The sequence below is a fragment of the Thalassolituus marinus genome, assembly GCF_020320395.1.
In the GTDB taxonomy this organism is placed as follows: domain Bacteria; phylum Pseudomonadota; class Gammaproteobacteria; order Pseudomonadales; family Oceanobacteraceae; genus Venatoribacter; species Venatoribacter marinus.
In genome coordinates this window covers 52,938-79,450 of the sequence record NZ_JAEDAH010000008.1, presented here as the reverse complement: position 1 = coordinate 79,450, position 26,513 = coordinate 52,938, and the positions used below count along the sequence as shown (strand labels likewise).

Annotated in this window: 29 protein-coding genes; 17 read left to right on the top strand and 12 right to left on the bottom strand. The window is 51.0% G+C overall.

Features of this window, described 5'->3' with window-relative positions:
• Positions 1–109: 109 nt before the first annotated feature.
• Positions 110–412, bottom strand: coding sequence for a PilZ domain-containing protein (locus I9W95_RS02070; RefSeq protein WP_225671324.1), 303 nt, complete (start codon positions 410–412; stop codon positions 110–112).
• Between the two features lie 237 nt (positions 413–649).
• Between I9W95_RS02070 and I9W95_RS02065 the strand changes: the two genes are divergently transcribed.
• The 8 genes from I9W95_RS02065 (at position 650) to I9W95_RS02030 (ending at position 6,573) form a co-directional block, all read left to right on the top strand.
• Positions 650–1,822: a SpoIIE family protein phosphatase gene (locus tag I9W95_RS02065; protein WP_225671322.1), complete on the top strand. Its 1,173-nt coding sequence runs from the start codon at positions 650–652 to the stop codon at positions 1,820–1,822.
• Positions 1,819–2,313, top strand: a complete 495-nt coding sequence (locus tag I9W95_RS02060; RefSeq protein WP_225671320.1) for an STAS domain-containing protein — start codon at positions 1,819–1,821, stop codon at positions 2,311–2,313. Before I9W95_RS02065 ends, I9W95_RS02060 begins: the two co-directional genes overlap by 4 nt.
• A gap of 16 nt (positions 2,314–2,329) precedes the next feature.
• Positions 2,330–3,355: an NAD(P)H-dependent glycerol-3-phosphate dehydrogenase gene (locus I9W95_RS02055; RefSeq protein ID WP_225671319.1), complete on the top strand. Its 1,026-nt coding sequence runs from the start codon at positions 2,330–2,332 to the stop codon at positions 3,353–3,355.
• Between the two features lie 25 nt (positions 3,356–3,380).
• A complete protein-coding gene (locus tag I9W95_RS02050; RefSeq protein ID WP_225671317.1) occupies positions 3,381–3,656 on the top strand; it encodes a DUF4389 domain-containing protein in 276 nt (91 codons plus the stop codon).
• Between the two features lie 14 nt (positions 3,657–3,670).
• A complete protein-coding gene (gene sixA / locus I9W95_RS02045; RefSeq protein WP_225671315.1) occupies positions 3,671–4,135 on the top strand; it encodes a phosphohistidine phosphatase SixA in 465 nt (154 codons plus the stop codon).
• 64 nt (positions 4,136–4,199) lie between these two features.
• Positions 4,200–5,009, top strand: a complete 810-nt coding sequence (locus tag I9W95_RS02040; protein ID WP_225671313.1) for an alpha/beta fold hydrolase — start codon at positions 4,200–4,202, stop codon at positions 5,007–5,009.
• Positions 5,006–5,860, top strand: a complete 855-nt coding sequence (locus tag I9W95_RS02035) for an alpha/beta fold hydrolase (protein ID WP_225671311.1) — start codon at positions 5,006–5,008, stop codon at positions 5,858–5,860. Before I9W95_RS02040 ends, I9W95_RS02035 begins: the two co-directional genes overlap by 4 nt.
• A gap of 32 nt (positions 5,861–5,892) precedes the next feature.
• On the top strand, positions 5,893–6,573 hold the full coding sequence (locus tag I9W95_RS02030) for a lipoprotein intramolecular transacylase Lit (RefSeq protein ID WP_225671309.1): 681 nt from the start codon (positions 5,893–5,895) through the stop codon (positions 6,571–6,573).
• Positions 6,574–6,580: 7 nt separating this feature from the next.
• Here the strand turns inward: I9W95_RS02030 and I9W95_RS02025 are convergent, their stop codons facing one another.
• The 9 genes from I9W95_RS02025 to I9W95_RS01985 all read right to left on the bottom strand — a co-directional run bounded on the left by I9W95_RS02025 (position 6,581) and on the right by I9W95_RS01985 (position 14,624).
• A complete protein-coding gene (locus I9W95_RS02025; protein WP_225671307.1) occupies positions 6,581–7,198 on the bottom strand; it encodes an RluA family pseudouridine synthase in 618 nt (205 codons plus the stop codon).
• On the bottom strand, positions 7,191–8,483 hold the full coding sequence (locus tag I9W95_RS02020; RefSeq protein WP_225671305.1) for an ABC transporter substrate-binding protein: 1,293 nt from the start codon (positions 8,481–8,483) through the stop codon (positions 7,191–7,193). Before I9W95_RS02020 ends, I9W95_RS02025 begins: the two co-directional genes overlap by 8 nt.
• Before the next feature lie 3 nt (positions 8,484–8,486).
• Positions 8,487–9,818, bottom strand: coding sequence for a prephenate-dependent tRNA uridine(34) hydroxylase TrhP (trhP, locus tag I9W95_RS02015; RefSeq protein ID WP_225671303.1), 1,332 nt, complete (start codon positions 9,816–9,818; stop codon positions 8,487–8,489).
• Positions 9,819–9,872: 54 nt separating this feature from the next.
• Positions 9,873–10,436 carry a hypothetical protein gene (locus I9W95_RS02010; RefSeq protein WP_225671301.1) on the bottom strand — a complete coding sequence of 188 codons (564 nt, stop codon included), beginning with the start codon at positions 10,434–10,436 and terminating at the stop codon, positions 9,873–9,875.
• A 44-nt stretch (positions 10,437–10,480) separates the two neighbouring features.
• Positions 10,481–10,999, bottom strand: coding sequence for a hypothetical protein (locus I9W95_RS02005; RefSeq protein ID WP_225671299.1), 519 nt, complete (start codon positions 10,997–10,999; stop codon positions 10,481–10,483).
• Positions 10,999–12,015, bottom strand: coding sequence for an MBL fold metallo-hydrolase (locus I9W95_RS02000; protein ID WP_225671297.1), 1,017 nt, complete (start codon positions 12,013–12,015; stop codon positions 10,999–11,001). Before I9W95_RS02000 ends, I9W95_RS02005 begins: the two co-directional genes overlap by 1 nt.
• A gap of 601 nt (positions 12,016–12,616) precedes the next feature.
• Entirely contained in the window at positions 12,617–13,213 is a 597-nt protein-coding gene (locus tag I9W95_RS01995) for a YigZ family protein (protein ID WP_225671295.1), read from the bottom strand.
• Positions 13,210–14,214, bottom strand: a complete 1,005-nt coding sequence (locus I9W95_RS01990) for a class I SAM-dependent methyltransferase (RefSeq protein ID WP_225671293.1) — start codon at positions 14,212–14,214, stop codon at positions 13,210–13,212. Before I9W95_RS01990 ends, I9W95_RS01995 begins: the two co-directional genes overlap by 4 nt.
• A 68-nt stretch (positions 14,215–14,282) precedes the next feature.
• The gene (locus tag I9W95_RS01985) at positions 14,283–14,624 is read right to left on the bottom strand and encodes a hypothetical protein (protein ID WP_225671291.1); all 342 of its coding nucleotides are present in this window, start codon (positions 14,622–14,624) and stop codon (positions 14,283–14,285) included.
• Between the two features lie 121 nt (positions 14,625–14,745).
• On the opposite strand from I9W95_RS01985, the gene I9W95_RS01980 reads away from it, so the two are divergent.
• Complete coding sequence (locus I9W95_RS01980; RefSeq protein ID WP_225671289.1) at positions 14,746–15,684, top strand: AEC family transporter; 939 nt, start codon at positions 14,746–14,748, stop codon at positions 15,682–15,684.
• A 47-nt stretch (positions 15,685–15,731) separates the two neighbouring features.
• Positions 15,732–16,661: a DUF4062 domain-containing protein gene (locus I9W95_RS01975; RefSeq protein ID WP_225671288.1), complete on the top strand. Its 930-nt coding sequence runs from the start codon at positions 15,732–15,734 to the stop codon at positions 16,659–16,661.
• A gap of 1 nt (position 16,662) precedes the next feature.
• Here I9W95_RS01975 and I9W95_RS01970 read toward each other — a convergent pair whose 3' ends face one another.
• Positions 16,663–16,995, bottom strand: a complete 333-nt coding sequence (locus I9W95_RS01970) for an ArsR/SmtB family transcription factor (RefSeq protein ID WP_225671286.1) — start codon at positions 16,993–16,995, stop codon at positions 16,663–16,665.
• Between the two features lie 177 nt (positions 16,996–17,172).
• Here I9W95_RS01970 and I9W95_RS01965 point away from each other — a divergent pair, with 177 nt between their 5' ends.
• From I9W95_RS01965 to sthA, 3 genes are all read left to right on the top strand, one after another.
• Entirely contained in the window at positions 17,173–18,195 is a 1,023-nt protein-coding gene (locus I9W95_RS01965; RefSeq protein ID WP_225671284.1) for an FAD:protein FMN transferase, read from the top strand.
• A 3-nt stretch (positions 18,196–18,198) separates the two neighbouring features.
• Positions 18,199–18,432 carry a (Na+)-NQR maturation NqrM gene (nqrM, locus tag I9W95_RS01960; RefSeq protein ID WP_225671282.1) on the top strand — a complete coding sequence of 78 codons (234 nt, stop codon included), beginning with the start codon at positions 18,199–18,201 and terminating at the stop codon, positions 18,430–18,432.
• Positions 18,433–18,534: 102 nt separating this feature from the next.
• Positions 18,535–19,926 carry a Si-specific NAD(P)(+) transhydrogenase gene (sthA, locus tag I9W95_RS01955; protein ID WP_225671280.1) on the top strand — a complete coding sequence of 464 codons (1,392 nt, stop codon included), beginning with the start codon at positions 18,535–18,537 and terminating at the stop codon, positions 19,924–19,926.
• Here sthA and I9W95_RS01950 read toward each other — a convergent pair.
• Entirely contained in the window at positions 19,912–21,171 is a 1,260-nt protein-coding gene (locus I9W95_RS01950) for an anthranilate synthase component I family protein (protein ID WP_225671278.1), read from the bottom strand. The genes sthA and I9W95_RS01950 overlap by 15 nt on opposite strands.
• 400 nt (positions 21,172–21,571) lie before the next feature.
• Between I9W95_RS01950 and I9W95_RS01945 the strand changes: the two genes are divergently transcribed.
• The 4 genes from I9W95_RS01945 (at position 21,572) to I9W95_RS01930 (ending at position 26,500) form a co-directional block, all read left to right on the top strand.
• On the top strand, positions 21,572–22,597 hold the full coding sequence (locus I9W95_RS01945; protein ID WP_225671277.1) for a DUF6160 family protein: 1,026 nt from the start codon (positions 21,572–21,574) through the stop codon (positions 22,595–22,597).
• A gap of 182 nt (positions 22,598–22,779) precedes the next feature.
• Complete coding sequence (locus tag I9W95_RS01940; RefSeq protein WP_225671275.1) at positions 22,780–23,712, top strand: C39 family peptidase; 933 nt, start codon at positions 22,780–22,782, stop codon at positions 23,710–23,712.
• Between the two features lie 25 nt (positions 23,713–23,737).
• Positions 23,738–24,805, top strand: coding sequence for a transporter (locus I9W95_RS01935; protein ID WP_225671273.1), 1,068 nt, complete (start codon positions 23,738–23,740; stop codon positions 24,803–24,805).
• 36 nt (positions 24,806–24,841) lie between these two features.
• Positions 24,842–26,500, top strand: coding sequence for an OmpP1/FadL family transporter (locus I9W95_RS01930; RefSeq protein WP_225671271.1), 1,659 nt, complete (start codon positions 24,842–24,844; stop codon positions 26,498–26,500).
• Positions 26,501–26,513: the final 13 nt, after the last annotated feature.

Below are 26,513 nucleotides of genomic sequence, written 5' to 3'. Positions count from 1 at the left end.
AGTTCCCCTGGTAGGCAGTAGGCATTGCAGATTTAAAAGTCGTTTATAGAAAACAGATATCTTTAAAACTGTGGGACAGCAGTGCAGCTTAGCTGGCCTTTTTTATTACTCAGAGAAAGCTATCAATCGTCACGCCAATGCGATATTCATCAGTGCCACTTTGCTGCACGCGACAGATCGTCACATCTGCCTCCAGCGGGCTGGTGTAGCCACCACCGCTTGATACCGTCAGTCGCCCGCTGATATCGGTCTGAAGCGGTTCGAAGTGCTGCAATTGCACGCCGCTACTACTGATATCAAGGCAAGTGAGTTCGACTGTCTGGCCATCAGTAAGTGTCAGAACTGCTGGCGCAGATACCTGCATCCGAATGAAATTCCGCTTTTCATTGTATGATCTGGCTGGACTGGTCATGGGCTTTCTCCTTATTAGTATCGTCTGATGCTAGCACCGGTGACTATTTTTTGTACATTGAGAAATATTCAGCATTCTTTGTGCCAGAGTTCAGTGTATTTAATGATTTAACGATAGTTAAATATCGGGTTTTCCGGACATTTTGCCACAGCGCCCAAATAGAGTGCTCCCAGGGATTGCATGCCAGTTCGCTTAGGGTTAGTGTTCGCCCAACTAAGATCAATCCGGGGAAGATGAATGGCCGCTAGCGTGCTGGTCATTGACGACGACTCTACCGTCAGGGATAGCATTGTTGCCTACCTTGATGACTGCGGCTTTCAGGTTCTTGAATGTCAGTCTGCTACTGACGCTCTGGGCGTCCTGTCTTCACGAAATGTCGATGCCGTGATTTGCGATCTCAAGATGCCCGGCATGCATGGCATCGAATTTCTGGAACGGCTGCGCAGTGTTAATCAGGACTTGCCGGTAATTGTCGTTTCCGGCGCGGGCGTTATGGACGATGTTGTCAAAGCGTTACGGCTGGGTGCAGACGACTTCCTGGTAAAACCAATTCTGGATATGGAAATGCTGAGCCACGCCCTCAACAAGGCGCTGGAGCGCTCTCGCCTGGAGGCAGAGAATCGCGCCTATCGCGAATATCTGGAAAAGACCAATACTGAATTGCAGAGAGGGCTCGACGAACTCCGCGCCGATCAGTCGGCAGGGCGCCAGGCGCAATTGCGCATGCTGCCGGAAACACTGGATCTGGCTTCTATTCATTGCCGCCACGCAATTTATCCCTCATTAATGCTTAGTGGTGACTTCCTCGACTATTTTGAGCTGTCTGACAACCTGCTGGTTTTCTACATAGCCGACGTATCTGGTCATGGCGCGTCGTCCGCGTTCGTGACCGTGCTGCTTAAGAACCTGACCTATCGATTGCGGCGCAATCTTCAGCGCGGTTCCAGTGAAGATCTTCTTCATCCTGCACAGGTACTCGAACGTGCCAATGCAGAGCTTCTGGCTTCACAACTGGGCAAGCATCTGACCATGTTCTGCGGTGTCATTGACACAGAAACGCTGATGCTGCGTTACAGCGTTGGTGGTCATTTTCCGATGCCTGCCTTACTCACCCCGGACAGCATCGGCTTTCTTGAAGGCAGAGGCATGCCCGTTGGCCTGTTTGCCGAAGCTGAATATGAAGAAATGGAATTAAAATTACCCGAGACATTCAGTTTGATGCTTTTTTCAGATGGCGTACTGGAAATCATGGACAAGCCGACCTTGAATGATAAAGAAGAATTCCTGCTGGAGACCGCCAGGGCCAGCAAAGGAGATCTGAATATGATCAGCAGTCTTCTGAATATTGATAAGCTGGATGAAATTCCCGACGACATTGCTTTTATGTCGGTAAGCAGAGGGGCGCTATGACTTCCGGCCAGATACAGGTCGCCTATTGCCGAGGCGTCCATGTAATTCGCCTGATTGGCGACGTACGGCTAAACCTGTGTTCTGCACTGGAACGCTACCTTGACCAGATACTTGCAGGTCAGGCACTGACAAACGTCATGATTGATCTTTCCCAGGCAGAAGGTGTAGATAGCACCACGCTTGGCCAGATGGCAAAAATCTCCATTGTCAGTCGTGAACGCTTCGGCATCACACCGACGATAACCAGTCCAAATCCAAGCATCACCAAGATCCTGTTAAGCATGGGTTTTGATCACGTGTTTCACATCATTGATGAACCATTCGCCGACGAAGCTGAATTCGAAGAGTGGGCCGCCGCCACACTCAGCGAAGACGAAACGAGAGAGCAGGTCATCTCAGCACACAAAGTGCTCATGAGTCTTAATGATAAAAACAAAGATGCATTCCGCGAGCTGGTAGACTCTCTGGAGTCTGACCGCTCGGCATCCTGAAAACGTAGGGGGCCCCTTGGCTATCCGCAAAGCAGCCGTTATCGGTGGCGGGAGTTTTGGTACAGTCGTTGCCAATATTCTCGCTGACAACAATATCGACACGACCATCTGGATGCGCAACGAGGATATCGCCGCATCCATTAATCAGCAGCATATCAACCCTCAGTATTTACCGGGAACCGATCTGAATCCCTCTCTGGTGGCAACCAATGAGCTGGAAACAGCTGTCGATGGTGCTGATGCCGTATTTATCTCTGTCCCAAGCAAATCAGTAAGGGAAGTGCTGGAGAAGATCAGACCGCGCCTTACTGCCGGGCAAGCGCTAATCAGTACCACCAAAGGCATTGAACCCGATGGTTTCCTGCTGATGAGTCAGGTTATGAATGAACTCTGCCCGAATAATCCGGCAGGTGTGCTCAGCGGCCCCAACCTGGCCAAAGAAATCGCTAAGCGCGAGCTGGCAGCAACCGTTATTGCCAGCGAGGACAGTGATCTGCGCCGAAACGTTCAGCAGGCTCTGAGCTGCAGCTACTTCCGGGTTTACGCTTCAAACGATCTGTTCGGAGTCGAGCTGAGCGGGGCACTGAAGAATATTTACGCCATTGTTTCTGGTTTTGTCGCGGCATTGGGCATGGGCGAAAATACCAAGGCCATGATTATTACACGCTCACTGGCGGAAATGAGCCGCTTTGCCGTAGCCATGGGGGCCAATCCACTGACATTCCTTGGCCTTGCCGGAGTAGGCGATCTGGTAGTTACCTGTATGTCGCCACTGAGTCGTAATTACCGCGTTGGCTACGCTATTGGCCAGGGCCAGAGTCTGGATCAGGCGGTGGCCGAACTGGGCGAAGTGGCAGAAGGTGTTAATACCTTGCGTTATGTCAGGGCAAAAGCGCTGGAATCCAGTATTTATATGCCCCTTGTGATGGGCGCTTACGAAGTTCTGTTTAATGGCGCCGATCCTCGGGTCGTTGCCCAGGGCTTAATGACAGGCGAGCATGCTTCCGATGTGGAGTTTGCTTTGCCACGCAATGAAATCTGAGCAACATTCAATCCAGAGGTCAGTCATGAACGATTTTAAAGAAAACATTGCGTCGGATGCCTTTTGGCTGCGGACGTTGTATATCGCGCTGTTTTTCCTGGTTTACCGGGTCCTCGACCTGGTAATTCTGGTGGTCACCATTCTTCAGTGGGTCTTTCGCCTGCTGTCAGGCGCACCGAATGCGTCACTTACAGAGTTTGGCCACTCACTTGGTGTCTATGCAGGCGAGATTATCCATTTTCTTTCAGGTGCTTCCGACGAGAAGCCTTACCCGTTCAAGGACTGGCCGGATAACAAATAAAGAGTATCCGGTACGTGAAAATTTGTATTGTCCGCCATGGTTCAGCTGAGCCAGGCGCGGTAAATGACCGCAGTCGGGCGCTTACCGCGCGCGGACTAGCGCAGGCTGACGGCGCGGGTAAGTGGCTGGCACAGCAGCCATTGAACAATGCAGAAGTGTACGCCAGCCCCTACCTGAGAGCACAGCAAACAGCCGGAGAAGTCGCCGGCCATACCGGTCTCGATATCACCACTGTCGATCTGCTCACGCCAGATGCTGACATTCAGGCGTTACTTGCAACCATAGAATCCCGGACTGACGACCTCATACTGGTATCGCATTTGCCGCTGGTCGGACATCTGGCAGCCTATCTCACTGATGGCGAGGTGTATGAGCAACCCTGGTCACCTGCAGAAGTGTGGGTTCTGGAAGGCGAGATCGCGGGCCCCGGCTGCATGAGTGTTAAAGAGGTTTGGTATCCTGTGCTGGAAGGCATCTGAGCCCCTTGTTTTACCAGTAGCAGCACGGTAGTTTCTTGCGCTGTCTTTAACGATAGCGCCAAGAATGAAAGAAATAATTCATTTCTCGCATGCCAATGGATTTCCCGCTGGCTGTTACCGCCAGCTTTTTTCTGCGCTGAATGATCATAACTATGATGTTCACGCATCAGACATACTGGGTCACGACAAAAACTTCCCGGTTACCGACAACTGGACTTATTTGGTTCAGGAGCTTATTCAGCACTTGCAGGTGCAGCACAGACGACCGGTTATTGCTGTCGGTCATTCTTTTGGCGGTATTCTGCAGCTTATGGCTGCTACTCAGCGACCGGATCTGTTCAAAGCGCTGGTATTGCTTGATTCACCGGTTTTCTCAACGATTGAAACAACGTTTATAGCGCTTGCCAAACGTCTTCGGCTGATTGATTACATTACACCAGCCGCTCGAACAAACGGTCGCAAGGCAATCTGGGAGTCCCGGGAAGAAGCCATCGAGTACTTCAGCGGAAAAACGCTCATGAAGCGCTTTCAGCGACAGTGTCTGGAAGACTATGTTGACTACGGAACACAAGTAACAGCCAGGGGGCTTGAGCTTGTTTTTCAACCCGCTACCGAAATGAAAATTTACCGGACAGTGCCACACAATCTAAGTCGCAGCGCTTTACCTGCCAGCCTTCCTGCAAGTGTTATTGCAGGGCGCAGCAGCAAGGTGTTCAGAGCTATGAATGCCGCCCATATGAAACACCGGCTCGGCATGCGAGTAAAATGGACAGAAGGCTCACACATGTTTCCGTTTGAAGATCCTCAGCGCACAGCAGGATTAATCAATGAAGAAATCACAAATATGCTATTGCGAGGGCGGAGGCCAGTATGAATTCTGAGAAACAGGAACGTCACTGGGATGTGCGCTTTGGTCGCGTAGCAGGCCTTGAGTGGGGATCTCCGGGTGAGATGCCAAGTATCATCGCACTGCATGGATGGCTTGATAATGCCAACTCCTTTGAGTGTATCAGAGGCTTTTTGCCAGACCTGCACATTATTGCGCCGGATCTGCCAGGGCATGGCAACTCAGACTGGCTGCCCAGCGGGGCCGATTACAGCATCTGGAGTAGCATTGATGTCATTTATGACATTATCACCGCCCTGGGCAGACCAGTTGTCATTCTGGGGCACTCCATGGGAGGCGCTATTGGCTTACTTTTTGCCGGCGCCTTTCCGCAGCTCGTCAGTGGCTATGTGGCTTTAGACTCCATCGGCCCCATAACGACGGAAGCTAAACAAACACCACGTCAGCTTGCCGAAGCAGTTCAACATCGAGGTAATCGCCCAGCCAGAAGCATGTCCAGTGAACAGCAGGCTCTCGATAGCCGTCTGAAACTCGCGCCAGCCATGACCGCAGAGGCAATCCGACCCATCGTTGTGAGAAATCTGCAGAAAAATGAAGCTGAATTCTCCTGGAAGACCGATCCTCGTCTGCGCTTACCCAGCAAAGTACGACTCACAGAAGATCAGGTCACTGCTTTTATCGAAGCTATAAGCTGTCCGGCACTGATGATTCGGGCCAGTCATGGGATCATTCCTGACGATGCGTTTAGTCGGCGACAGGCTTCTTTCGCGCACCTGACGACAGAAGTTGTGCAGGGTCATCATCATTTTCATATCGAACAGCAGGGTGCTGAAAGTACAGCAGCGCTGGTTCGCCAGTTTGTCGCAGGTCTGCTATGAGAGCCACGAGCATCTATCAATCCCTGTGGTTTATGGCACTGATCAGTCTGCTTTGTGCGTCACTAGCCGTCTCATGGCAGCTACAGGCGAGCGTGGGGTACGGATATTCATTCTGGTACAAAGCACTGGCGATTGATGAGCACATAGACCATTTTGCTCCTCAGAACCGGTACAAGCGGGGGTTTGCCCAATTATCGGATGAAGAAAGAATCCGGGCGTTCGATGAGATAGCTCACGCCGTTCATTCCCAGGGGAATGGGTTGGCAGAAATTCGCTACAGTGCGAATGGCCGCGAGATTCAGCTCCTGAGAGAACCAGAAATCGTCCACCTTAATGACGTTGCTCGCCTGATAGATACGATGACTTTGGCAGGAGCGGCGCTAACACTACTGGGTGCTTTCCTGACTTTTGCACTGGTGCGGCGTGACATACGGCCTGATTGGCGTCGTCAGCTGGCCATTCTGTGTGGAGTATTAGCACTGGGGTTGGCGCTGGTCTTCCTGGTCGGAGCCAAGGATGTCTTCTACCAGCTTCACGTCTGGATATTTCCTGAGAATCATCAATGGTTTTTCTACTATCAGGAGTCGCTGATGAGCACTCTGATGAAGGCGCCAGATCTTTTTGGAGGAATCGCTATTGCCATTCTGACAGGGGGCTTACTGGTATTTTCGCTGATCCTGCTTGCGCTGCATCGGATACAGCGCAAACCGTGATCTGAGCTTAAAAAGGTGTTGGACAGACCATTTCCATTAATTTGCCGCTGACCGGATGGCAAAAACTGAGCTCCCGTGCATGCAGCATCATTCTGGGGGTTATTGCAGCACTTTCCGGAGCATAAAAAGGGTCTCCGACGATGGCATGTCCGAGCGCTCTCATGTGCAGTCGCAACTGATGGGAGCGCCCGGTCTTCGGGTACAGTTCCATCCGGCTCTCATGGCCATTGTCATCCAGTTTCTTCCAGCGGGTGAGGGCATAACGCCCCTGCGTATGACTGATCATTTGCAGAGGACGGTTAGGCCAGTCAACACAGATAGGCAGGTTAATGCAGCCATGGCTTCCGGATACTGAACCAATCACCAGCGCCTCATAGATCTTATGTGTATTCTGTTTCTCGAACTGTTGCTGTATCGCTGTAAGCGCTTTCTTGTTTCGCCCATAAACGATAATGCCAGACGTGTCGTTGTCCAGACGGTGAATAACATGAATGTCGCCATAAATCTTTTGCAGACGTGTTACCGCAGAGTCCGGTTCGTAACGGCCGGGCACACTCAGTAGTTTCGGCGGCTTATTAATGACAACGATCTCGTCGTCTGCATAGAGTTCTTCAATATCATTCATCGGGGTACTGGTGTTTGGCGAGTGTTGATGCATACGTACCATTTTTACGAATTATGTTCAGGCCGGCATTGAATGCTTCTGCCAGATGCTCGGCGTAATTGTCGGCTGTTTTCTGTAAAGAAACATGTACTGTGCGCATTTCTACGGGTGGAACTACCTTTGTCAGGTATGAGGCAACATTATCTTTCCCAGCCAGCTCAATATCCGCCACCCATTGATCAACAATAGCCAGATCAAGAGACTTCGATGCTACATCGCGGAACAACTGTGAGCAGTAGTCTCGTTCATGCTGTTTAAAGTCTTTCAGGTATGCATCAAGAGAGGGGCCGTAGTTAACATCCCGGTAAACTCCGAGACGATAGTGTGCTGGAGTGACACGCTCTTGCGGCTTGCCATTACCATCCAAAGCAAAGGGGTCGTCTTTGCGCTTTATAAACACCAGCCAGTTGGCAAGATACGGATCTGTAAGGATGATCGAATCATCTTCCTGATCTTCCCAGGCGGTTACAAAGCCATCAACCTCGCCAGCTATGGCGAGATCATTCAGTTTTCTGAGCGGTTGAAAGCGATAATCAACACGGTAACCAACAGCTGCAAATGCTTGCGTAACAATAGACGCAGCCAGGCCATTGCCGGGCAGGTTGGAGGCCACATAAGGACTCCAGTCAGTAGCCCCCAGGGTGACGAGCGGCAAAGCAGGGGCGTCTTTAATGTAAGCTGCCAAAGCACGTGCAAGACTATGACCTTCAAGGGATTCGTTGAAGTCGGCCCGGGTACCGCGAACGATACTCTTACGATCAATGTCGACGTCGTACACCCTCCAGGATTCTGACCAGTAGAGCTTGAAGCGTATACGGGTGCCGAACCAGAGGCTGCCAAGCTTGGCAGTCAATACCGCGCGGGTGTTCTGGTCGGTATATTCAACGGGCTGCCAGCGAATCTCGCCGGCTTCAACGCTATAAAACAGGTTAACCCACATCTGCGAGAGATAAGCTCTGAATGCACTGGTGAAAGCCTGTTTCTGACGTTCAGAGGCTCTGTCGTACGACTGTCCCATAGCACGTCTGGCCATCATGTCACCGTCAATAATGGGGTAGACAGTATCGTTGAAAACACGAACAGCGTAACCCTGATGACGTTCGGCAAGTGTCGCATTCTCCGTCAGATTGCTCAGGTATGCCCCAATGGCTTCCTGGGTGCGCTGCAGTGGAGATGCCGCTTCCATTGCAGAAGCAACATGCAAAGGGGCCAGCAACAGCAGAATCTGAAGTAGAATGCGACGCATCGATCACCCCTGCTCAGGTAAGTTTCGGATAAGCAGTGCTTTATCCATGTCGATGTTTTCTGTGCCGGTCGGGCGGGGGATGTTGACCACGAAACCAGACCCTGGAGCGTCGTCACGTGCGTTGCCACCACGGTCCGAAATGGCATTCAGTGTGAATTCGATATTGCCAGACTGCGTCATCAGTTCCAGGCTGTCTCCGACCTGAAAGCGGTTCTTAACATCGAGCGTCAGCTGGTCAGCAGTTGCAGAAGTTACCTCGGCTACAAACTGTTGACGCGTACTGGTCGAAACGCCACGTTCATAGTTCTGATACTCATCATGTACATGGCGACGGAAGAAGCCTTCGGTATATCCCCGGTTAGACATATTTTCCAGCGTATCCATCAATGACTTATCAAAGCCCCGGCCAGCCACAGCATCGTCTATCGCCTTGCGATAGGCCTGCGCGGTTCTTGCTACATAGTAGTGAGACTTAGTGCGGCCTTCGATTTTTAGGGAATGAACACCTAATTCAACCAGTTTCTCAATATGCTGAATAGCCCGCAGATCGCGAGAATTCATGATGTAAGTACCGTGCTCATCTTCGAAGGCCGGCATGTACTCATTGTCCCGACCACCTTCCTGCAACAGGAAGATCTTGTCGGTAGTGGAGCCGAGACCAAGAGTCGGATCGAATTCATTAACGCCTTTGGGAACAACATCACCAGACATGGTTTCCTCTGCCTCATGAGCATCGTACTTCCAGCGGCAGGCGTTGGTGCATGTTCCCTGATTGGGGTCACGATGATTCATGTAGCCAGACAGCAGGCAGCGACCGGAGTAGGCGATACAGAGGGCGCCATGAACGAACACCTCGATCTCCATCTCAGGGCAACGCTGGCGTATCTCAGCGATTTCTTCCAACGACAGCTCGCGCGACAGGATGATGCGGCTGACGCCCTGGCGGCGCCAGAATTCGACCGAGGCAAAGTTCACGACATTCGCCTGAACCGATAAGTGAATGGTCTGATCCGGCCAGCGATCCTTAACCATCATAATCAGGCCCGGGTCTGACATGATCAGCGCATCCGGGTTCATGGCGATCACCGGCTCAATGTCGCGCATGTAGGTATCAATTTTACTGTTATGGGGTGCAATGTTGCTGGCAACGTATAACTTCTTGCCTAGCTCATGGGCACGCTGGATGCCATGCGCCAGATTGTCGAGAGTGAAGTCATTGTTTCTGACACGCAAGCTGTAGCGCGGCTGGCCGGCATAAACGGCATCTGCCCCATAAGCAAAGGCATATTCCATATTGCGGACTGTGCCCGCAGGAGAGAGTAATTCTGGAGTCATACAAAAAACCCGGGTAAAGACCCGGGTATTATATCAGCGATTCGCAAGCCAGGCTTACTCTGCGTCAGAGTTTACAGGCTGCTCAGCTGCTGTCTCGCCGGAATTCTCAGCAGCAGCACTGGCGTCGTCGCCTGAGTATTCGCTTTTAATCACCAGAGCGGCCAAAAGATCCTCAACCTGATCAATATGGCTGAAGCCGGTCACTTCATAATCGGCAACAGTCAGCAAGGTCACAGCAGAATCCTTACGATCCCATTCCCCGGTCTGGGTTCCCAGTTCATCCAGCAACACTTTGTATGGCAGTTTGCGCAGAGAAGGGTAAGCGAACATACGGGCGATGACGCGTGGCATACCGCTGATGTCTGCGATAAAAACAGCATCATGTTCCTGCAGGAAGCTATCAGGTTTGGAAGACAACATATCCTGAACCAGATTCTTACTGCTCATGTCATGAGCAAAAATTATGTATCGGGTAGAGGATGGAATCCGATACGGCAGCTCATGCTGATCCTTCAGACGCAGTTTGCGCACATTTTCAGGCATGGCCTGTGAAGTCGTGCTTGCCAGCAGGGCCAGTATGACCCCGGTACATGTCATAAAAGTACGTATTGCGTTCATCACCTGCTCCTTGTTTGATCGATTAACGATAATCTGCCAGTAAGTTACTGTTCAAGCCCAAAGAGACTGACATCAACAGTGTTCAGCCATGCATCCCAGTTTTTGCCCAGAGGGCGCTGAGCCTTTTCGGCCACCACTTCGAATAGCTCGCCTTTCAGTTCCCGGTAGTAGCCGCGCAACCCCTCTGCATCACCTCCAAGCTCGGCGATATCGTCATAGATTGCCATGATCGCTCCTTCAAGCAGAGCAGTATCATCACACTCCGGGTCTGCCAGCGCCTCAACTGAAGCATAAAGTGCACTGCTGCAAAGCTCGGCAATGGCGTAGTTCAGAGTGTCGTTATCGTGTTGTTCGGCCCGCCATTCCTGAAAGGCATCGAAGAATCGCATGAGATTGTCCATCGACCGCAGTTCGCCCCGAAGGAAAGACAGAACCTTCGCATTCAGCTTACGGAAAGGCTCTGGCGATACCCCGGTCTCCTCGCACCATAAGGTGATGTGAGCTGAGTTTGTGGTGGCAATAAAGGCTGCAAATGCAGCCCGCTGGGTCTGGGTCATGCTCATCAGTTGATAAGTCCCTGGTGATTAAAATACTGCGTTGAGAACAGCTCAGGCATCGCCCAGCTTGATGTAGCCGGCAATGCAGCACGGAACCGCTCCATGAAATCATCCTGACTGGTCGCCCTTACAAAGCGCTGCTTGCCAGCAGGATCGTTAGAGAAGAAATCTTCCCAGTGTCCGAGAATGAAATGTCTGGCTTCTGTGCTGGCCATAACCGATTCCGGGTAGTCATCGACCTGCGCAAATGAGGCTGGGCACAGAATGGCGATATCAATAGCCTTGCCGTCGGCAATATCCGGCACCAGACCGGCAGGCTGCTGACTGGCTGAATCCTGATAGTAAACCCGGTAGGCAACGTTTTCGGCATCCATAAAGTCAATAATGTAAGCGATTGTCTGACCTTCTTTCCAACCAAAGGCGTGCCAGGGAAGACTCTCACGCGGCTTGTCGTATTCGCCACGCATAAAGGTTATGCCCATAAAGTGAGGTGCATGAGACGATTTAAGCCCCATAATTCGTATTGAACGATCCTTGTTATACACCCATTGCCCAGCTGCATTATTATCACCCAGCAAGTCGTTAAGAGCATGGATCCTGTTTTTGTCGACCTTAGACATAATGCTGTTCTTCATGGTCTCAGAGCCGTAAACATCGGCATTTTTCGCCTGAGTGTTCATGACGTGCGGCACGTCCATCAGGTGGTCGTAGTGTGCATGGCCAACCAGAATCATCGACACATCATCTGCCGGCGGCATGTAGCGATCGACAGTTTCGGTATCTGAACTTATTGGCATCAGTGGGCCTACCCGCAAAAAATGGGGGTTAGTAAACGAAGGAGCCGTCATAAGAGCCGCCCCCTTATAACGCATCAGGTGTCCACCGACGCCGAGATATTGAATACTCAATTCATCGTTCGCATGGGCAACGGTATTGGATGTCTGATAAGTAGGGATATGGAGCTTGCTTGAGCAGGCGCTTACGATAATGGCCAGTATTGCCGCAGTCAGAATTCGTGTCATGGTGAGAGTTATTCGTTCGTTATTGTAATCAGTACCGGATTCTATCGTTAAATCGCTCCCGTGTATTGAACCTGCCACCGATATTCTTAAATTAAGTTATGCGGTTAAAAGAAGACGCAGTTCACAGTTTAAACGCCCGTTTACTTTCTTTTACTAAAAGCCACGCTTTCAGGGGTTTACAAAGAATTTGCAAGGCAATACATATGGTCTACTGTTTATTTTGTGTACAGAGATGGGAGGGGCGAGATATTGCTCGAATTCTTCTCAAGGAAAACGATAGCGCCATCCTTTATGGCAACGTAATGGATATCACCCCAATGGGGGTGGAGTGTGACGTAGAGCTTGAAGATATGGATTGTCTTCGTAATGACGCTGGTAAATATAAGTCGCTTGAACTCGAAATAAACGTCAGTACGCACCGTGGTCAATCCAGCATATCGGGTTCCGGATGCGTATATTCTGTTCGTCGCATATCGCAAAAGCGCTGCATGGTAAACATTCGCTTTACCGGACTGGAGCAGAATGGATATCGAATGATCTCTGAACATATGTCGCCAACTCCAGTGGTATCTATTACTGAAGCCAGAGAAGCCAGAACTGCCTAATCGGTAAGCTGGCAACCGAAGGGGAGAGTGAGGATCAACTGTTGCTTCTGAATTCTCGTTACGCGCAGCGTGATCATATAGCCGTCCTGGTTGTATGAGACCTCAGCCGGCTGAACATCAACGTCAGACATTATTCGCCGAACGGTCGATTCCGTCTGGAATTGCCCGGAAATCTTCAATTCCTCACTGATTACCCACCCTCGGAAGGTATCCTTCGCCGCCTGAATCGTTGCAGAGGTGGCTCCGCTGTATGCGCGCTGAAGCCCGCCAGTACCCAGCTTCGTCCCGCCGAAGTAGCGAACAATCAGAATACATGCATTCACCAGCTCACCATGCTGTAGCACCCGCAAAGCAGGCACGCCTGCCGTGCCTGCAGGCTCTCCATCATCTGAAAAGCCTTCTTCGACTTTGCCTGTGGATTCACAGCAGGTGCGCCACGCATAAACAACATGGCTCGCCTTGGGATGCTTCCTCCACTCACTCTGAGCGGCTATTTTCACATCCCCCGGAGACTGAATTGGCAACAGTAAGGCCAGAAAGCGGCTACCTTTCTCTTCGCTTTCAGTAGTGGTGCTGCAACTTGGGTATCTCATCGCTCACACACATACACCACAAATTTTGCACCAGCAGGTCTGGTCAGAACCCGACTGAAGGATTTTTTCAGCAGTGCAAGATAGGGCAGGTGCCGATTCGCAATAACGTACAATCGCCCTCCGGGCAGGAGGTGATTCCGGCTATCCTCAAACATACGCTGGGCGATATTGGTAAGCTGAAGGTGACCATCGTGAAATGGAGGGTTGCAAATGATGGTGGAAAAGCTGACTGATACATCAGTCAGGCTATCAGACTGACTGACTGAGATGTCCAGCCCCAGTCTTTTTGCATTCTCTGCGGTGCTCAGAACGGCTGCGGCGCTGTCGTCGACGGCATGAACATCCGTTTCCGGATTGGCGTTCTTAACCGCAACAGATAACACGCCATTGCCGCAACCCAGATCCAGTAGCGGGCCTTGCAGAGACTCAGGGGCCAGGAATTCCAGGAATGCCCGGGCACCAAGATCCAGCTGCCCCCTGCAAAACACACCCGGCAATGCACCTACTCGCACTCCATCTGACAGTTCGTAGCCAACCCATTCACTCAGGGGTGGAGATTGCCAGCCTCGCACACGGATAGCGCGCGCCTTCCGTATAATTGGAAGTTGTTCATACTCATCGCTGTTTTCTTCTAGCCAGTTGAGCAGAGCAATGGGGATATGCTTTGCCATTCCGGTCATGACTATCGTTGATTGCGGAGTGACTCTGGCCAACTGATTGAGCCAATAGTGCAGCTGCTCACGGTTTTTAGGAATTTTCAGCACCACTACAGGCTGTGAGATGCAGGATTCAAGCGAAGACAGCCAGCGTATATCATAAGCGGGCAGGCCATTGAGGTTGAGATTGTGATTCAGTGATCGCGCCGCGCTGGCACTGTCATTGAAGACCTGCCATGAGGGTAATGCGCAGGCCAAAGCGCCATGACGGTCGTTGATTATCAGCCCCGCTTTTTCGTGCTTTACCAGGGCAAATGCGTAATCATCCGAAGCATCAGCAGGCACAGCGACATTTTCAGGCAGGGGTGGGAAGCACTCAAGCGTGAGAATTTCCCTCAGTCTGACGGTCATATTCAGTAGAAGTCGTTCAGATTCTTACTTTCAAGCTGATCAAGCAGGTCAGTGCCGCTATTGCGATCATCACGATCACGCTCCTTGGCATTCACCTTATCCTGCTCAGGCGCCTTCGTTGCAACAACCTTCGGCTCTGGCGGCGCAGTGTGAGTTTTCTCGCGTGCGTCAGGATTTTCCTGCAGGAATTTCTCGTAGACAGACAGAACCTTGCGACCCTTAACGCGCTTGCCTCCCTGACGATCACCGCCGGCTTCCCGGGCGACCTTCTTAAACTTAGAGATGCTGCCAGTTTTGGTTTTATGGATTCGCTTCAGGGAGCGGGTCTTTTTGACACGTGTCATGATCGGATTCAGGAAGAGCTACAAGGGCCGCCATTTTACCTGATAGAGGATAGGTTTGATACCTGTTTACTTTCAGCAGAATCAGCTTAATCTTGCGCCAACTCTGCAAGCTGGATTACCTATGAGCGCCTGGTCTGCCTGGACTCCCTTTCACATTACGTCTCCGGTCTTCCTGATCGTTTTGCTGGGCTACGTTCTCCGGCGGACGGGGCATATAGACGAGGCTTTTATTGCCACATCATCTCGTCTTGTATTTACCATAACACTGCCGCTACTGATGTTTTTAGCCATTGCAAACTCATCTCTTGAGATTACCTCGCACAGGGCGCTTATTCTTTTCAGTGCAGCGGCAGCGTGCATGACGCCAGTCTGCGCATACCTGTGGGGCCGCTTTGCTTACGCAGGAGCAATTGATACCGGAGCGTTTGTGCAGGCGTCATTCCGCTCAAACCTCGGCATTATAGGCATCGCACTGTGCATTGCGGCCTTTGGTGCAGAAGGTGCCGTGCTCGGTGCCCTTGTACTGGCTGTTGTGACTCCCATATACAACGTAGCTGCAGTTCTGGCACTGAATCATGGCACCGGCCAGGGAATAGGAAACACAGCCCTGACTGTCGTCAGAAACCCATTGATTCTGGCCATCGCCGTCGCTTTCGGATTTCAGTGGGCGGAGATCACAGTCAGCGGGCCCGTCCTGACTGCAGGGGAATGGGTCGCGCGAATGACATTGCCACTGGCGCTACTGGGAATAGGCGGTAGCCTGGCCGGCCAGCTACGCTCCGGCCTTGATACAGCAACACTTCACGCGGTATCACTCAAACTGGCCATACTGCCCGCCATGGTCGCTGCCTGTGCGGCAATAGTGGGTTTTCGCGGAGCAGAGCTCGGCGTTATAGTTTTGATGTTTGCCAGTCCGACTGCAGCTGCAGCCTTTGCCATGGCTAAAGCAATGAGGGCAGATGAGAACCTCACCGCCAGAGTAATTGCCTTATCCACTCTTGGGTCACTGATTACGCTGAGTGGTTTTCTCTATGTCCTGTTTGATTTTGCACTGGTATAGTAAAAGCAAAACGAAATCAGCGACTTAACCAACCAGGATGTTAACCGGTGACAGCAACAGCTGAACAAAAGCGCCATCTCGTCTATCTGGCATCAAACCAGGACGGTCTTGAACTGGAACGATACGAAGTCAGGCGCCTTCTGGCCCGCCACGGTGTTTTCGACATCGGCTTTGCCTGTCGTGATGATGCCGCACCCTATGACTGGAATCTGGTTCGTTCGCTGATTGAGGATGCTGATTTCTTTATTCTGTTACTCGGCGACACATATGGACCAATGGCTCCAACCGGTATCAGTCATATCCACCGCGAATTTGTTCATGCCCGTTCACTGAACAAACCGGTCATTGCGTTTATCAAGAACTCACTCCCGGAAAAGCTTCAGACTGAAGACCAGCGCCGCCTGAGCGGATTTCACAGAATCGTTGTTCAGCAGTCGCCATATAAACTCTGGCATCTGCGCGAAGAGCTGATGACTCACGTCAGGGCCTCTATCGCCAGCCCCAGCCTGCAAAAAGGAGAGGGCTGGCTACCTGCAGCACTTGCTCCGAAGCCAACACCAGAGCCCAAGCCATCAGTAGCACCGACGCAGGCTATTCCTGCCAGTCAGCGTCTGGCACGAAGTCGCCAACTGATTAACTTGCAGGTCACAGCAAAAGTTTACCAGGGTGGCAATCTATCCCTTGAAGAAGTTCTGCTGCCAGCCCGCCTGGACCAGCTACTGATTGGGATATCCCAGCAGTTACAGAATGGTGCATCAGAGGACAGACTGCGAAGTCATCTCGAATCTGTCATCACGCCAACGGTTAAGGCTCAGCTATTGAAACGACACACCCAGGCGCATGCTGTTGACGATATACGGATAAGTCGCGGACAGTTCCAGCAAATGCTGAAGTTATGGCAGGAGTTGGGTTATCTGGAATGCCTGGGAGCAGGGGCGAGGGCGAACTGGAAAATAATCAAGCCCGCCCAGAGTTGATTCAGCCAATCTGCCCCAACAGGGATGTTTTCTGTTCAAGCTCATCCTTCATGCTGTCGCAAACCGTATTGCATACATCAAAGATGAATGGCGCACCAATTGAGAAGTAAGCCATATTGCCTTCCTGACGACGGCGCACAAGACCATGAGTGCGCAGCGTAGACAGATGCTTGGAAACATTAGGCTGTGACGCCCCGGTCGCTTCAACCAGTTCAGTTACCGACTTCTCTCCGGCCTGGAGCTGGTGAAGTATTCTCAGTCGCATAGGATCTGAGAGTAATCTGAATCGCTGAGCGATCAGCTCCAGCATCTCGTCGGACATGGTTGCTTGCATAGTAGATCTCCATAATGACCCGCTATTCTATTCAAAGAGTCACACGAAAAACATATAACCATGTAAGCATTGAGTGTAATAAATAATTCTAAGCATATTCCGTCTGGTTATTCTTTAATGGCATTAGTGATCTCTGCTGAGGCAGAGCGTATACTGGCGCCAAACTCCGGAGGCAATATGCTACGTACGCTGACACTGGCGCTCAGCCTGGTCCTTGCAGCCTGCGATCAGAAGGCAGAACTGAACCACATCGCCGGTTCAACCATGGGGACAACCTACCATGTCTCCTGCAACTGCCCCGATCCAGCCGGCACCCTCAAAGACGAAATCGACAGTCGCCTGGTGGAAATTAATAAAATAATGTCCACTTACGATCCCGACTCCGAACTATCTCGTATTAATTCATACCCAGGGGCATTTCCTGCAACCTTTACTATCTCCGAAGAGCTCGCCACCGTAATACGTCAGGCACTGGATATTCACGCCAGAAGCAACGATTACTTCGACATTACGGTCGGCCCTCTGGTGAACCTTTGGGGCTTCGGCCCACAAGCCTCGATAGACAAAGCGCCAGATGAGCATCAGCTCCAGCAGGCTATGTCCGAAACTGGCAGTAGCGCCATAACGCTGAGTGGCCATCAGCTGACACTGACAGAAGCGCGCTATATTGATCTCTCAGGCATTGCCAAAGGCTGGGCTGTTGATGATATCGGAGCTCTGCTTGAAGCCCGTAATATCACAGGTTATCTGGTGGAAATCGGAGGCGAATTACGTACACGCGGAGCCAAGCCTGGCGAAGCCCCATGGCGAGTCGCGATAGAAAGGCCATCTGCCAACCCGGGAGACAGACTGGCAGAACTCATTATTGAACCTGGCGATGCTGCGGTAGCAACCTCGGGCGACTATCGTAATTACTTTGAAAGCAATGGTGTGCGCTATTCGCATACCATCAACCCGTCCACGGGCAGGCCTATTACCCACACATTGGCTTCCGTCACGGTCATTCATGAGGATTGTGGTCAGGCAGACGCATGGGCTACCGCTCTGAATGTTGCCGGCCCGGAAGAAGGAATGCAGATAGCCGAGCAAAACCAGCTTTCAGCATTCATGATCATCAGGGAAGGTGATAGTTTTACAGAAAAGGCGTCGACCGCCTTCCTGAATCGTTTTCCTGACTATCGTCCGCAAGGACAGGAGTAACCCATGTCAACTCTGCTCGTAGCATTCGGCGTAATGCTAACAGTCGTTACCATTATGGCTGTTGGTGTCATTTTCGGTCGCAAACCAATATCCGGATCCTGTGGTGGCATGTCAGCCATCGGCATGGAAAGCGCTTGTGATGTCTGCGGTGGCGACAAAAAGAAATGTGAAAAAGAAAGCAAGAAAGCAGCAAAGGCCTCTTCGTCGGCAGAATTCTATGATGCGACTAAGCGCTAAGCAGGCGCGAGAGGAATAATCACCTACACTTACCGCCGTCTAATAACTAAAAGCCGGCAAAGCGGCGGGTCACTTTCAGACTGAAATATGGAGTATTCGGACATGACAGATTACCACTACGACGTGGTCGTAATTGGGGCAGGCCCTTCTGGCGAAGGCGCAGCGATGAATGCCGCCAAGAAGGGGCTGAAAGTGGCCGTAATTGAAGATAAGAGCATGGTTGGTGGCAACTGCACCCACCTGGGGACAATCCCATCCAAAGCCCTCCGTCACGCGGTTAAACAGATCATTCAGTTCAACACCAATCCGATGTTTCGCGAAATTGGTGAGCCGCGCTGGTTTTCTTTTCCGCGAGTACTGAAAAGTGCCGAAAAAGTCATCGAAAAGCAGGTCAAACTCCGTACTGAATTCTATGGCCGCAACCGCATCAGCGTGTATACAGGCACGGCACGCTTTGCTGATCAGAACACCATTGACGTATTCCATGGAACACAAACCAATACCCGCCTGCATGCCAAAGAGATTGTTATTGCGACCGGTTCCAGCCCCTGGCGCCCTGACAATATCGACTTCACACACCCGCGCATTTACGATTCCGACACCATACTGACCCTCTCGCACACGCCGCGCACCATGATCATCTATGGTGCAGGGGTTATTGGTTGTGAATATGCGTCAATTTTTTCCGGCCTCGGTGTGAAGGTGGACCTGATTCATCCGGGTGATCGCTTACTGAACTTCCTTGACGACGAGATTTCCGACGCCCTGAGCTACCACCTGCGGGACAAGGGTGCGCTGATTCGTCATAACGAGCAGTGTGACTCCGTCGAAGGCAATGAGCGCTACGTCACCATGGTGATGTCATCAGGTAAAAAGGTTAAAGCAGACGCTTTTCTGTGGGCAGCAGGGCGAACAGGTAACACCAAAGGGCTTGGCCTTGAGGATGTAGGCCTGAAACCGAACAGTCGCGGGCAACTGGAAGTGGATCATGAGTATCGTACAGCGGTTGAGAATATCTTTGCTGTTGGCGACGTCATCGGCTGGCCAGCTCTGGCTTCGGCCGCGTATGACCAGGGCCGCGCAGCGGCTGCAGTCATTGCATCTCCGGAAGACTTCCGCTTTGTCGACTCAGTTCCTACGGGGATTTACACCATTCCTGAGATCAGCTCGGTTGGTAAAACCGAACGCCAGCTGACGGAAGAAAAGGTACCCTACGAAGTGGGTCAGGCGTTTTTCAAAAATCTGGCAAGAGCCCAGATTACCGGCGAAGGCGTTGGCATGCTCAAGATTCTGTTTCATCGACAGACTCTGGAGATCCTCGGCATCCACTGCTTTGGTGACCAGGCGGCAGAGATTGTCCATATCGGGCAAGCCATTATGAGCCAGCCAGGTGAGGGCAATACTCTGCGCTATTTCGTTAACACGACATTTAACTACCCAACCATGGCGGAAGCCTATCGGGTGGCAGCACTCAATGGCTTAAACCGCCTCTGAAGATCCACTTCGCCCCGAGGTCCAGTCCAGCAGCTGACGGACCTTGGTGTGAAGCTCCTGCCACTCTTCGTCAGGGACAGAGTCATACACGATACCACCGCCAGCCCAGCATCTGGCTCCTTCGGCATTCGCCTCGATTGTTCTGATCAGAATATTAAAGTCACAGCCGCCAGCTCGGTTGAAATACCCCAGCACGCCACAATAGGCGCCCCGCGGACCCACCTCGAGTTCTCTGATAATCTCCATGGCGCGCTTCTTTGGTGCACCGGTGATTGACCCACCGGGAAGAGCATCAATAATGACGTCCGCAGCAGTTCTCCCGGACGGAAGTTCAGCGCAGATGGTAGAAACCATATGGTGAACATTGGCATGGGTTTCGATATCGAAAAGTTTGCTTACCGTAACGCTGTGCGGTTCGGCATTCATGCTGAGATCGTTACGCAGCAGGTCAACAATCATCAGGTTTTCCGCCTGGTTTTTAAGACTGCTCCTGAGCCATTGGATATTATCAAGATCGGCCTTCTGATCCTTGCCACGGGCAACCGTACCTTTAATGGGGCAGGTTTCAATTTTTCCATCAGATACGGAAATAAAGCGTTCAGGACTTACCGAAGCAATGACATGTCCGCCCAGATTTGTGTATGCACCAAATGCAGGACCAAACACCTCAAACAGCTCGGCAGGAATCACGCCAGTCAGATTGGCATGAGTAGAGAAGGGCATTGTAAGGTTAACCTGGTAACTATCTCCCGCAGCCAGATAATCCTTTACCGACTGAAATGCAGAGCGGTATTCACCCTCTGTCCATGCTGCTTTCCACTCAACCTGATCGCCAGCCGCGCAAGAAAAACCAGGCTCAGTGACACCCCTCTGAAGCTTGTCAAGCCTGACAGCGACCTGCTCGTCACTCAACTCGTCATCCCAGCGTGCGATACTTTCCCCGTTACTGAAATTCAGCTCGACTATCAGTGGATAGTAGCCAAAACGCCCAAGCACAGAAGCATCATGGCCAACCCCCTGCAGAGCACAACCTGCCTCGTAGGTGAAATATCCCATCCAGCCACCTGGATGCGCATCCGTTGAAGAAGCCTGACTATTACTGGCAACTTTCAGCCTGAACTGTTCTATCTGGGCTACCGTGGACAGCTCAATCTTTTCAGAGGGTGCGAAGGCCAGATACGCAACTGCGCGCTCACTGGCCTGCGCACGCGGCGCTCCCCAGCCACCGCTACTACTGAATAGCATAACCACATCCGCCAGCAGATGGCCTGTGCGGAGTAATTCAAAGGGATGACAATCCAGTAATTTCTGTATCATTTCGAGCCAGTTTAAATCTCGGTTGCGGACGTCTAACTATATGATTTTTAGGCGTAATACGCCATTTCTAGCGGTTTCTGCTATTGAGTACGTTACTGAGAGGTTTCATAAGTGTAATCAATTGTAAAAAAAGGGGTAGACAAGAGAAAATAGCCCCTTTAGATTGTTCATCAAACGCACAGGAACTTTTCCTGAGCGGTTAATAAAAATAAAGATACGCAGTCTCATAAAAACTCTGCACTTTACCGAATTCACTTACCGGTTACCGGAAGGTGATAGGGCACGGAAGAGGCCCGCAAAACCAAGAAAAATAATCAGGAGTGTGCACATGAAATTCCTTAAAAAAGCATCCCTCGCCGCGGCTATCGCTGCTGCTCCATTTGCTGCCCAGGCCGAACTGGTAGCGCTGGACGATGCAACCATGTCTTCTACTACCGGTCAGGCTGGTGTAACCATCGACATGACCATCGGTTCAACAGGTATATCTGTTGACAGCATCACCTATACCGACACTCAAACAATCGACACTGGTACCTCCCTTCCAGTTGCTGATATCGACACCACTGGCGACGGCAATGCTGATGCACTGAGTGGCGGTTCTGTAGTCATCAAAGATCTCGCAGTTCGCGGCATTGACCAAGCTGCATATGATGCAGACGGCACCGTGACAGCGACAGAGTTGAGCATCACTCAAACTATTGATGTGACCGAAGATGGCGACCTTGTTCTGGGTATGTCTACTCCAACTGATGTTTATATGAACGTATCCGTTGGTGGTGTTGAACTGCAGAGCAATGTCGCCGGTACAACCAACGCAAATAGCGAGCTGGTTAACAAGGTTGACGCGGTTATTCAGCTGGGCGCAGAATCTCGCACAATTATTAATAATGTTAACTATGCCACTGAAACTGTTGGCGACTACGGTGTGACCGGCTCTTTTGCAAGCCAGAAGTCAGGTCTGGTAATTCAGAGCAACGCTGCAGTACGTGTTGTTAACATGGATGCAGAGATGTTCGGTTACAGCGATGCACAGGCAGTCATGATTGCCAATGCCCCTGGCAACGGCAATGGCGACGCTGTGGTTGATGCTGGTGCTGAAACAGCCATCTATGACGCTGCTCGCAATGGCGCAGCTGTTAAGATCAAAGGTCTGAGCTTCGATGACGGTGCCGGCGGTACGGTTAACGTCAATCAGACCATCTGGGCTCAATCTGATGGCGTATACATTCAGATGGGCAATATTGCTGGCGACCTGAATATCAAGGCAATTGAAATCGGTGGCGCATCTATCGGCTCCGTAGCCGTTTCAGGTATCAACCTGGCAGGCATGACTCAGCACATCTACGGTCACTAAGATCTGAGATCGCTAAAAAACCCGCTTCGGCGGGTTTTTTTATACCTCTAATATGCTGAAATATTTACAAAATGTTCTTTCGCGGCCAATTTAAAGGTTGGTACGCTTTGTTTTTTTATGTAACATTGATTCGCTAAATTAATAACAATAAAAACGCTCACCCGAGCAGAGGCACCTGATCAGTGTTTATTATTTTACTGGGATCCATTATCGGCTTTGCCATGGTTCACGAGCTGGCTATCGTCAATGACCGCCAGCAGGGCGATACTTTCTATCGTGTCGCTGTTAACGAACCGTTTCAACAGGACCAGCTGGTTAATGTTGAGCCGCTTAATGTACAGAAATTCCGTAATGTTGTACGCCAGGCGTACGACTACTCCTGTGGCTCTGCAGCTCTGACCACCTTGCTCGACTTTTACCTCGGCCGTAACTTCCAGGAGCGTCAGGTAATGGAAGGTCTGCTGCGCTTTGGCGAAACGGAACGCATCGTTGAACGCCGCGGATTTTCCCTGCTGGACATGAAGCGACTGGTAACTGCACTGGGCCATCCATCTGGCGGCTTTAAGGCAGAAGCTAAAGATTTGCTTGAGCTTGACCACCCGGCAATCGCTCCCATTGAATACGCTGGTTTTAAGCACTTCGTTGTTATTCGCTCGGTGTACGATAACCGCGTATATGTTGCCGATCCGGCACTGGGAAATATCAGCTTTACACTGAGCCGCTTTCTCGAAGTCTGGGACAACAATGTACTCTTTATTGTATTCCCTAATGGCCACCGCCCGGCAAGCGGCCTCGAGTTGCGCGAAGAAGACATGCGCTATGTATCCGACTACCTGATTGCCGAGAATACGTTTAAAGAATTTCCACTGATGACAATGAAATACGAGGACGCGATCACCAATAAAATCGCCTCTCTCAGCAATAATGCTCGCTCTTCATTTCAGCTGAAGCTCGACGAAAACGGACTTGCAGTTAAAAATGATGATGATCAGTACGTTTACGAAATAGTTATTGAAGACGCTTCCGATGGTGTTGACGCTTCAGAATTTAACGTGCGCTATACCACCGAAATTGAACCAGCTTACGAAAAAGAGCTGCGCTTTAGACGAAAATAATAAATACAGGTTTAAAGGAATATTCATGTTTATTCGCTCTCCAATTATTCTTACTACTGCACTCACTCTGCTGGCGCCTGTTGCTTTTGCGGATCAGGCGCAGGACCTGTCCAAAGCACGTGAAGCTCTGACTAAACAGGACAACGACGCAGATACTGAGAAAGCACTTGAAGAAGTGTTTGAGGCTGCCGAGAAAAACTATTCGCTTCTCAAACGCGGTGGCGTTTCGCTGAATTACAATTTTGATTACAGCTACTACGGCGACCAGCGTATCAATCTTGTTATTGAGCAAAACCTGGATTCAGAAGATCAGCCAACGGGTAATCAGGTGATTCGAAATGCGGACGTTTCGCCAGTTGCCAGTCACACCTTCACTAATGCCTTTACTCTGGACTACGGCCTGTTTGACAACATCACCCTGAGTGGTCGCCTGCCGCTGGTCGCCAAATTCGACACTGAAGAAGAGCTGACCGCGTATTCCATGGGTGATATCAGCGGAACAGTTCGCTTCCAGCCGTTTGAGTACGTCCCGGGCAAAATGTCAGAAACTTTTTTCGCCACTGGCAAACTTAAAACCGGTGATAGCCCATACGAAATCAACCTCAACAAAAACCTGTCTACCGGCTCTGGTACATATAGCCTGAGCGGTGGTATGAGTGCATCCAAAGTAATGGACCCGGTTGTGTTGTTCGGTTCTGGTAGTTACACCTACAACGTTCCGGTTACCGACCTGAATCAGGTCCGCGGTGCATCAATTCTTAAAGAAGTTCACCCGGGCAACAGCATTTCTTTTTCCATGGGTTTTGCGTATTCGCTTTCCTATGATGTTTCATTGAGCGCATCTTTCCAGGGCTCATACAATGATCGCACTCGCTTTGAACTTTATACGCCATCAACAGGAAACACCCAGAGTTCTGTGGCTGGCAGTCAGATGAGCGGCATCATGAACTTTGCACTCGGCGTACGCGTCTCGCCAAAAACCATTGCCAACATCAACGTCGGTTTCGGTATGACGGAGCTTTCCCCGGACATTATTCTGGGTCTGTCTTTGCCGATCGACATTGAGGGCGTCAAGCCGGCCTCCGGCAGTTAATTGTCATTTACTGAAACTTATAAGAACAACAGGGTAGTGACAGTTATTATGCGTTTTCTTACACCACTTATTCTTTTGCTTCCGGGAATGGCCAGCGCTCAGCTAGCGCAAAACCTGTTCCTGGACACAAAAGCGATGTCGCTGGGTAATGCGGTTACTGCAGACCCGGTCGGCATTATGGATATCCACTTCAATCCGGCTGGCCTTACCAAGCTGGATGGACGTCAGATTCAGATAGAAGCCATGAATATCGTCTTGTCTGCCGAGGCGAAATTCTCCTTGCCGGACGACTATGATCGTAACGAAGGAAATCTGGTCGAAATTGCAGATGATCCGATCCTCGATGAAAACGGCGAGGCGGAAAGCCATGCGTCTGCTGCAGCCTATCTTCCCGGCGTAGGAATTTTACCGATGCATATGCCGGTACTGACCTTGCCGACTGGCGGTGTCTCTATTCAGCCACCTGGATCCAAGTTCACCTTTGCCAATGCTGTTTACGCGCCAATGGCAGCGGGCTTTGCCAAGGAAGACGACGATCCCGGCCGCTACCAGGCCAAGCAGGTAGCGTTACAGCGCTTCACTTACCTGTCGCCATCGTTTGGCTACAAGGTTAATGAAGAGTTTTCTGTAGGTGCCAGCTTTCTGTTCTCACACCAGGCGGTAGCAGTTGAACAGGATCTGCGTGCACCTAACATTCTGATTGGCGTACTGGAAGAGCTTCAGGATGCCTTTGGTTGTTTTGACGAAGACGGAAATCAGACCGGCAACGATCCTCTGGCACCGATCATTACCCTGTGTGGTGGTAATGTCGGGCCGTACGATGATGTTGGTACATTAAAGATTCAAACCGAAGAAACCCTGTCACCGTCTTTTAACCTTGGCTTTTTATGGGAACCTTCGGACTGGTTTGCAATGGGTGTCGGCTATCAGAGCGAAGCGGAAGCTCACCTTAAAGGCACCTATGATCTTAAATATACGGATGATTTTTCGGAGTTCTTCCAACGCTTCAATCAATCTATTATCGGGGCTATTGGCGGGGCGATTTTTTCGCTGCCATCCGGCGTCGCCCGTGAAAAAGGTCATGTTTCCACCAAGCTCACCTATCCACAGCACTTGCAGATTGGTACCAAGTTCCGTTTTCTCGACCGTTATCAGTTAAATGTCGATGCTGGCTGGACAGATTTCGATAAATGGGACTCGCTGTATTTCGAATTCGACCGCCAGGTTGGTTTCCTTGGTGCCGCAAAAACCCTGGCTCCGGAGCTGGTAACCTCGACAACCCTGCGCCAGCCGATGGGCTATCGTAGCGTATGGAGCTATTCCTTTGGCTTCCAGTACGACCTGAACTCACGAATTCAATTGCGAGCAGGCTATGAGCCACGTGAAACCTCTATTCCGGAAGATGCACGAAGCATTCAGGCTCCGCTAGGCTTCATGCGCATGTATAGCGTGGGTATGGGTTATCAATGGGATATGGATACGGTCGTTGATCTGTCGCTCAGCTTCATGCAATCTAAAGAGACTATTCTCGCTGATCCGCAAGATGCCGAGGCGACCGGTGATTATCCAAATTCAAGTAATTCGCTTAACCGAAACTGTCTGACATGTACCGTAACCAACCCTTATCCTGGTCTCGACGTAGAAACCAAGCTCACCATCGGTGCCGCCGGTATCAGTTTCCGAACAAAATTCTGATTTCACTTCTGTG

Coding starts and splice junctions, on each gene's coding strand:
- I9W95_RS02070 (WP_225671324.1), bottom strand. CDS start 412: ATGACCAGTCCAGCCAGATCATACAATGAAAAGCGGAATTTCATTCGG.
- I9W95_RS02065 (WP_225671322.1), top strand. CDS start 650: ATGGCCGCTAGCGTGCTGGTCATTGACGACGACTCTACCGTCAGGGAT.
- I9W95_RS02060 (WP_225671320.1), top strand. CDS start 1,819: ATGACTTCCGGCCAGATACAGGTCGCCTATTGCCGAGGCGTCCATGTA.
- I9W95_RS02050 (WP_225671317.1), top strand. CDS start 3,381: ATGAACGATTTTAAAGAAAACATTGCGTCGGATGCCTTTTGGCTGCGG.
- I9W95_RS02040 (WP_225671313.1), top strand. CDS start 4,200: ATGAAAGAAATAATTCATTTCTCGCATGCCAATGGATTTCCCGCTGGC.
- I9W95_RS02035 (WP_225671311.1), top strand. CDS start 5,006: ATGAATTCTGAGAAACAGGAACGTCACTGGGATGTGCGCTTTGGTCGC.
- I9W95_RS02030 (WP_225671309.1), top strand. CDS start 5,893: ATGGCACTGATCAGTCTGCTTTGTGCGTCACTAGCCGTCTCATGGCAG.
- I9W95_RS02025 (WP_225671307.1), bottom strand. CDS start 7,198: ATGAATGATATTGAAGAACTCTATGCAGACGACGAGATCGTTGTCATT.
- I9W95_RS02020 (WP_225671305.1), bottom strand. CDS start 8,483: ATGCGTCGCATTCTACTTCAGATTCTGCTGTTGCTGGCCCCTTTGCAT.
- trhP (WP_225671303.1), bottom strand. CDS start 9,818: ATGACTCCAGAATTACTCTCTCCTGCGGGCACAGTCCGCAATATGGAA.
- I9W95_RS02010 (WP_225671301.1), bottom strand. CDS start 10,436: ATGAACGCAATACGTACTTTTATGACATGTACCGGGGTCATACTGGCC.
- I9W95_RS02005 (WP_225671299.1), bottom strand. CDS start 10,999: ATGAGCATGACCCAGACCCAGCGGGCTGCATTTGCAGCCTTTATTGCC.
- I9W95_RS02000 (WP_225671297.1), bottom strand. CDS start 12,015: ATGACACGAATTCTGACTGCGGCAATACTGGCCATTATCGTAAGCGCC.
- I9W95_RS01995 (WP_225671295.1), bottom strand. CDS start 13,213: ATGAGATACCCAAGTTGCAGCACCACTACTGAAAGCGAAGAGAAAGGT.
- I9W95_RS01985 (WP_225671291.1), bottom strand. CDS start 14,624: ATGACACGTGTCAAAAAGACCCGCTCCCTGAAGCGAATCCATAAAACC.
- I9W95_RS01980 (WP_225671289.1), top strand. CDS start 14,746: ATGAGCGCCTGGTCTGCCTGGACTCCCTTTCACATTACGTCTCCGGTC.
- I9W95_RS01970 (WP_225671286.1), bottom strand. CDS start 16,995: ATGCAAGCAACCATGTCCGACGAGATGCTGGAGCTGATCGCTCAGCGA.
- I9W95_RS01965 (WP_225671284.1), top strand. CDS start 17,173: ATGCTACGTACGCTGACACTGGCGCTCAGCCTGGTCCTTGCAGCCTGC.
- nqrM (WP_225671282.1), top strand. CDS start 18,199: ATGTCAACTCTGCTCGTAGCATTCGGCGTAATGCTAACAGTCGTTACC.
- sthA (WP_225671280.1), top strand. CDS start 18,535: ATGACAGATTACCACTACGACGTGGTCGTAATTGGGGCAGGCCCTTCT.
- I9W95_RS01950 (WP_225671278.1), bottom strand. CDS start 21,171: ATGCTATTCAGTAGTAGCGGTGGCTGGGGAGCGCCGCGTGCGCAGGCC.
- I9W95_RS01945 (WP_225671277.1), top strand. CDS start 21,572: ATGAAATTCCTTAAAAAAGCATCCCTCGCCGCGGCTATCGCTGCTGCT.
- I9W95_RS01935 (WP_225671273.1), top strand. CDS start 23,738: ATGTTTATTCGCTCTCCAATTATTCTTACTACTGCACTCACTCTGCTG.